At 37.1% G+C, this 7,280-nt stretch carries 7 protein-coding genes, 1 pseudogene and 1 other annotated feature; all 8 genes and pseudogenes read right to left on the bottom strand.

The genetic code is table 11. The features are described 5' to 3' along the window. Window positions 1-450 (bottom strand): IS110 family transposase (locus tag AB7942_RS29870; RefSeq protein WP_369449690.1); only part of this gene is annotated, 450 nt, incomplete at its 3' end. Window positions 451-628: 178 nt separating this feature from the next. Beyond that, window positions 629-1,621 (bottom strand): zinc-dependent alcohol dehydrogenase family protein, encoded by a 993-nt coding sequence (locus AB7942_RS29865; protein WP_369449689.1) that lies wholly within the window; start codon window positions 1,619-1,621, stop codon window positions 629-631. 124 nt (window positions 1,622-1,745) lie between these two features. Beyond that, complete coding sequence (locus AB7942_RS29860) at window positions 1,746-2,345, bottom strand: pyridoxamine 5'-phosphate oxidase family protein (RefSeq protein ID WP_369449688.1); 600 nt, start codon at window positions 2,343-2,345, stop codon at window positions 1,746-1,748. Between the two features lie 177 nt (window positions 2,346-2,522). Beyond that, window positions 2,523-3,266 (bottom strand): reverse transcriptase domain-containing protein, encoded by a 744-nt coding sequence (locus AB7942_RS30660; RefSeq protein ID WP_483310951.1) that lies wholly within the window; start codon window positions 3,264-3,266, stop codon window positions 2,523-2,525. Then, window positions 3,263-3,796, bottom strand: coding sequence for a reverse transcriptase domain-containing protein (locus AB7942_RS30655; protein WP_483310950.1), 534 nt, complete (start codon window positions 3,794-3,796; stop codon window positions 3,263-3,265). Before AB7942_RS30655 ends, AB7942_RS30660 begins: the two co-directional genes overlap by 4 nt. Window positions 3,797-4,363: 567 nt before the next feature. Then, window positions 4,364-4,735, bottom strand: a complete 372-nt coding sequence (locus AB7942_RS29845; RefSeq protein WP_369449687.1) for a YxiJ family protein — start codon at window positions 4,733-4,735, stop codon at window positions 4,364-4,366. Window positions 4,736-4,969: 234 nt separating this feature from the next. Continuing rightward, a complete protein-coding gene (locus AB7942_RS29840; RefSeq protein ID WP_369449686.1) occupies window positions 4,970-6,319 on the bottom strand; it encodes an amino acid permease in 1,350 nt (449 codons plus the stop codon). A gap of 60 nt (window positions 6,320-6,379) precedes the next feature. Beyond that, window positions 6,380-6,615: a binding site (T-box leader), on the bottom strand. A gap of 419 nt (window positions 6,616-7,034) precedes the next feature. Further along, window positions 7,035-7,280, bottom strand: a pseudogene (locus tag AB7942_RS29835) (reverse transcriptase domain-containing protein); the annotation flags it as partial.

Below are 7,280 nucleotides of genomic sequence, written 5' to 3'. Positions count from 1 at the left end.
TCGGAGCTCGGCATAAACTCCTTGCGGTATAGTAGGTTCGGCGTATCTTCCGTCTTTGACCAGCTGGGCAATTACTCTGGCATCTTTTACATCATTTTTAGTTGGTGAATTATCATCGAGTTCCTTGCTTTTCTTAACGTGCAAGGGATTTACTGCCACAAACTTAATCTCATTTTCTTTCAGAATATGAGCTAGGTTGAACCAATAATGGCCAGTCGGTTCCATCCCAACTATCACTTTATCCATGGCTTGTTCTCTCTTCAACTCAGAAATCCACTTAAGAAAATGGGAGAACCCCTCTTTTGTGTTTTCAAAATAACAAGGTGATCCGAACTCCATTCCTCTAAAGTCCTGTGCACGTTCCACATGCTTGAATTTAGCTATGTCGACCCCTATAATTAGTGTTTGAGAAGTAATTTGAGCAATCTTCTTATTTTGGTTATAATTCATTTTATGGCCTCCTGGTATTTGAGTATTGTCCTTTTCGCTGGCCAGCCTCAGGACTCTCTCATTCTACCAAGAGGTTATTTTTTTGTTCAATCCTCATTTTCACTCATTACAGGAATGCTACCCCTTTAGTTGAAGAAGATATTGAAGTAAAGCAACCTTTAGTTAAAGAAGAATTAACTCAATAGCTTGTTAAAAATACCTTCCCTTTGATCATTTTAGAAGATTCAACAACACCAATAGCCTTTTTTACATCCGACAAGTCATACTTAGAATCTACCATCATCAAGCGTAATTTTTGATCGTCTATTAGTCTTATCAAATGTTTAAAAGTTTCTTGCCATTTATTTACCAAGACATTTTTATTCCAATTCCGCAAATGAAATATATTAGCATTCACTTTTGCTTTATTTACAATATCTGCCCAGTTTACTTGTATCCCTGATAAAAGACCGATGGTTAAAAAGTTCCCATTAGGGTGGACACAAAAAGCCAAGTCATTTCCAGATGAACCTCCAACGGAATCAATAGCAGCATCTGCACCCATTCCATTTGTTAATTCCATAACTGTTTCATAAAGCGAATCTTTAGAAGTATCTATCACATAAGAAGCACCTAGATGGAGTAAATCTTCTGTATATTTATTATTCCTAGTCACCGCAATCAATCGAAAACCTAAAACCTTCGATAATTGAGCAAAAATATGCCCAATAGAAGAACCGCACGCATTAACCAATAAAACATCATTCGGTCTTAAATTTAAAACTTCCGTACAAGTCACCCAAGCTGTAATGGGATTGATATACATCTGTGATGCCGTAAAATTATCAATAGAATCAGGTATAGAAACTGTAAATTCTGCTGATGTCTTAACAAATTCTTGCCACGTACCTTCCCCACGCAAAGGTAAAACTCGTTTACCTATAAGATGATGAGAAACTAAAGGACCTACATCTTCTACAATCCCAACTCCTTCATAACCAGGAATATTAGGTAAAGAAATCCGATGGGAATAAGATCCTCTAATCGGAATTAAATCAGAAGGATTTATAGGGCGTGCTAACATCCGAACAAGGACTTCATTATCATTTGGAGGTTCAATGCCTTTATTTTCAACTTTTAATACATCTTGAGGACTTCCGAAATTGTAAAATTTAATACATTTTGAATTCAAAACAATAAGTCCTCCTTTACAAAATCAATTTTCACTTAATTATATCATCTTCAACTAAATTGCCCCGTTAGTAAAAAAGCGTCTCCACTTATTGTAGAAACGACCTGATAGTTGAATATCATTTTTAATCTTTTTTACTTTTTTTTGCTTTGAAGAAATCCCCACCCTTTTCTTTTTCATCATCAGTTCCCCAATATATTTTTTTGTCCTTCTGTTTTAGCTTTGGGATATGTTTTGAACAGTGAATATAAGCTTCATCAACTTTGATAATAACCCAACGTTCTGGTCTATTTCCTTCTTTTTCTTTAATATCATTAATAATCTTTTCTGTCATTTTTAATGAGGCTAATTGTCCATTTTCTATAATAGAAGCTTTACCATTAACATGTAACCCAATGTAATGCTCAAAAAAATCTATAAACATTAATCCGATATGGGGATTTTCAATAATGTTTCCTAAACTTGCCATAACACCATTCCCCTTGTATTCAGGATATATTAATGTTTTATCATCAATAACCTGTACAAAACCTACTGAGCCAGCTCTAAAAGAGGAGTCACAGTTCCCACTAGAATCAGCTGTTGCTATAAACATCATACCTTGCTTGGATATAAACTCTGACATCTTATTATTTAGGAAATTAAGCATTTGGTTTTCATAAAAAGAGGAAGCTTTCTTTGTTGTTCCATGTTGTTCTTGCAGTAAATGTTCTCCTCTTGACATTGCCTCTCAACCCTTTCATTAATTCTGCTTTATATCTTAACACATAGATGTTAGGTTTTATTTAATTATTCCACTAACCTGCTCCGTTAGTGAAAATCGAGTAGAGGGAAAATAAATGTATTATTTCCGCCCCTCTCACAACACCGTACGTACGGATCGCGTATACGGCGTTTCAATTTATATCACAGTGTGTACTTTTAGAAAATGTTCTAAAGCAGAGGGGACTCCCCTCTGCTTTAGTCTTTTGTTTGAGATGGCTCTTTGTACGACTTTTGATAATCCTATGTATCGGTAACCTTTTCGACAGTAGGTCAATCCTTTCGCTTCTTCCTCTGGAATCCCTAGCTGAATAAGCGATTTGATTTGTTTCTTCGCTACTTTCCATTGTTTCCAGATGATGACCCTAATTCTGGAGCGAAGCTTATTGTCTATTCGTTCAGTCACCTTTTTCATGTTTGCCACTCTGAAGTAGTTTACCCATCCAAATATAACTTGTTTCAGTTTCAATATTCGGTAGTCTAGTGGAACACTCCAGTTTCGTTTTGTCAGTTGTCGAAGCTTCTTTTGAAACTTCTGTACCGAACTTAGATGAGGTTTCACTTGATATCTCTTGTTATTTATGTCGTAATAATAACCAAATCCTAAGAATTTTAATTCTTTTGGACGTGAGATTCTACTCTTCTCTACGTTGACTATCAAACCTAATTTCTCTTCTATAAATCTCACGATTGAATTCATTACTCGGTTCGCTGCTTTTTCACTTTTCACAAAGATAAGGGCATCATCAGCGTACCTCACGAACCTTAGTCCTCTTTTCTCTAGTTCCTTATCAAGTTCGTTTAACATAATATTACTCAATAGTGGACTGAGGTTTCCTCCTTGCGGAGTACCGACAGGTGTGTCTTCATATTTTCCATTCACCTGACTCCACTGACTAAGTATTTTCTGATTAACGAGATGACATCTCCGTCTTTTATTGTGTTGGATATAATTCGCATGAGTTTATCGTGATGGACGGTATCGAAGAATCTTTCAAGGTCAATGTCGACTACCCAATCATGATCATCATTCAGAAATTCCAGGCTTTTTATAATCGCCATTTCACAACTTCTTTTTGGTCTGAAACCGTAACTGAATTCGCTAAACTGTTCTTCAAATATCGGACTGAGAACCTGATGAATGGCTTGTTGAACGACTCTATCCACTACTGTTGGTATTCCCAATTTGCGCATCTTTCCGTTTTCTTTTGGGATTTCCACTCTTAAGGCAGCTTGTGGTTGGTATTTTCTTGTTCTGATGCGCTGGCGCAACTCATCTTTGTTCTCTTTCAGATGTTGCTTTAGTTCGTCGACTGTTACTCCATCAACACCGCTGGCACCTTTGTTTTTATAGACACGTAGGTAGGCTTCGTTCATATTTTGATTACTTAGAATTTGTTCTAAAAGTTTCACACTCGTTTCTCCTTTCCTCTCACGTAGTAAGTGATAGCTCCATTTTGGTTATCCTTTGAGGTACGCTCATACTTTCACCATTAACACATTCGGAGTATGTCACTTACGCATTCGTGGCGTTAAAACACTATAAATTGTTCAGCCCTTCATGAAATTATTTCATTACTATGGCTTCTGCTGACTTCTTGCGACTAACCTTTTTCGACTGTACTTCTGTACATCCGCAAGACCTCCCAGGGTAAGTCAACTATCTTTCCTCTTTTACTCGCCTGATTTACTCTACAAAGTTACGCACATCTTTTGGACTTTAACTTGCTTAGGAGTTTAATCCCTTTATAGAGCCTTAGTATCAGATTCCTGTTCGTCGAGTCAAGATTTTATTCCACGCTTCCTCCAGCCCTTACCTCACGATAAGTACCTTGCGCTTCCTTAGTGGTTGGTCGATGTGTACCCCCACAGTGGACTTTCACCACCTAGATAGTTGCCATGCCTGGCACACCAAGAAAAGCTGCCAAAATGGCAGCTCCGATCTTAAACTCTAGCCCCCGTTAGCTGAATAAGAAATGCTTACTTAGCTAACAGATGTAATAACAATTTCCTTGTTTCTTCAAAGTTTTTATATTCCTGAAAGAAATCTTTATAGGTTTCAATTTTGTCTTCAAAAAACTTATATTGTTTATAGAATTCAAAAAAAGACTTCTGCAACATCACAATTTGACCTTGGGGGATATTAATTGTCTTGCCTGCTAAAACATAACTTAGAGTTCCAGCTATATTCATACAGTAAGTATTAAAATCACCCGTTAAACAGTCCTCTTCATCTGATAAATCTAAAAACTCTGATCGAAAATCTTCTTGTATTTTATCCGTATCTCTATATGGAAATGGATTATCTAGTTCGTTTTTAATTTCAGTTAGTTGTTTTAAGATATTGTCCATATTTTCACCCGTTTAAGAATGTCATTTACCTCTTTTATCACATTTTCTTCTTCAACTATCCTGCCCCGTTAGTGAAACAAGAAAAGCTGCCTAAATGACAGCTCTGGTTCTTAACTCAAGCACCCGTTAATTGAAGAACTGGTCTAGCATGAGTGTAGTGGCTGCATGAGCTGCCTTAAGTAAGGCTTGATGAAAATAACCATCTATTTCATTTATAATTAATTATCACTTCTGCTAGATTTTGTTAAGGCGTCTTTTCCATACATACGTTAATATAATAAAGATATAGATGCAAAGTGTAATGATCGTTACGATGATGGATGTCGTGAAAATGATTCCGATCAGGATCGTAATTAAAGCGATGATCGCAGCCCAAGTCGTATACGGGAACCATTTAACTGAATAGGCACTTGTTTTTCCGGGCTGTTGTTTACGTGATTTCAAATGGGCGAAGGCAATGATCAACCAGATGAATAATACGGTATATCCCAGCGATCCCATCAGGAAATCGAAGGTCTTGCTTCCAGCAAATAAGGAAATCAGTACACCGCCATATAAAGTGGAAGTACACATTAATATTGCGTAAACAGGAACTTTCTTCTTGGATAAACTTGAAAAGATTTTCGGAATGCGACCGTCCACGGCTTGTGTATACAGAACGCGGGATGAACCATACAATCCAGAGTTCATCGATGAAATAATCGCTAATAGAACAACGGCGTTCATAATATGGTCAGCACCTGGAATCCCTATCATTTGAAAGACCATCACAAACGGACTTTCAGGCACCCCGTTTACTTCGTTCCAAGGAATTAAACTAACGATGATGAAAAATGGAATGATATAGAAAGAAATGATCCTGACCAATGTACTGCGAACGGCTTTTGGAACCACTTTTTCGGGATTTTTCGTTTCTGCCAATGTGACCCCGATAATTTCTGTACCGCCATATGAATAAATTACCACCAGCATCGCCGTGATTAAACCTGTTGATCCATTCGGAAAGAAACCGCCATGGTCAGTCAAGTTAGAGAAACCGACTGCTGTATGATCACCAAAAGTCACGAGCAGCAACAATAATCCAGCCATGATGAACACAATGATGACGGTAATTTTAATTAAAGCAAGCCAGTACTCCGTTTCAGCAAAAACCTTTACTGATAGCAAGTTGATTGCTGTAACTAACACCGAAACAGCTAATGCCAGTATCCAGATTGGATATTCAGGCAGCCAATATTGAATGAAAATAGCCGCAACGACTGATTCGGCCGTGATGTTCAATACCCACATTTTCCAATAGATCCAATCAAGGAAATAGGCAGGATACTTTCCTAAAATAGATTGGACAAGATCCCTGAATGTTCTTGCACCGCTATTACGGACCGCCATTTCAGCTAAACCCTGCATGATGAATAATAGGATGATGCCCCCTATCAAGTAAGCAATTATTACGGATGGGCCTGCCATATCAATTGCTGAACTGCTTCCTTTAAATAAACCTGCCCCAATGGCACCGCCTAATGCCATCATCGTAATATGCCTTGAAGTCATTGTCCTCTGTAAATTCCGTTTGTTCGTTTCCATATCCTAACCTCCCAAAAAATCATAAAAGGCATATCGTCTCTTTCTTCATAATCAAATGAAGAAAGAGACGATATGCCTTAAGCTTACCGCGGTACCACTCTTATTGGCTCTTTTCGAACCCTGCTTTAAAAACCTTGTAACGAAGGTCAATCGTTAAAACCAGAGAATAGATTAACTCTAATCTTTCGCTTTACCACTCCCAGGCAAGTTCAAAGTATCATAGGACTGCGTTGCACCAACCCGCAGCTCTCTTTACCGAATAATGAGCTTTTACTACTCCTGATCTTTGCGTTTTGAAAATTATATCTGAATATTTTTTATAATATACAATACTATACGGATGAGAAGTAAATTTGTCAATATTTTTTCAGGATAATAATTTTAAAGTAACAAATCATAGGAATATGTGGTGAAATAGCTATATAAATCAGTAAAATACTATTTAAAATATAATATGATGCCTAATCCCATGGGAGACCTTACGAGTGGCAACAAGTAAAGCATGCGTTAGTTGAATTAACCCCCTACTTTTTTCCCGATGAAAAACCTTGAAATAGCCTCCCGCCATATGGTTCTAAAACCATCTCACTTAAATGAACAACTTTGCTTTTCTCACCATTTTTATAATAATTATCAAAGGATTCAACAAATTCTTCAGTAAACTTTTCATCGTATTGCTTTAATGCCCGAATTATCCATTTTGAAGAACCTATCCATCAAAGAACTTTTCCAAGTCCATATCCACTACATATTCATTTCCATCTTCGATGTATAATCTTGCTTGCTCAATAGCTTGATGTGCACTTTTATTGGGTCTGAACCCAAAACTATATGGACTAAATTGTTTCTCAAATATTGGGGTTAGTATTTGGATAATTGCTTGTTGGATAACTCGGTCAGTTACTGTAGGGATTCCAAGATTTCGTTTTCCACCGTTTGGTTTTGGAATTTCTACCCGTCG

It is taken from the genome of Neobacillus sp. BF23-41 (assembly GCF_041106275.1).
The sequence above is the reverse complement of the archived record's forward strand: the minus strand, read 5'-3'. Positions and strand labels throughout refer to the sequence as shown.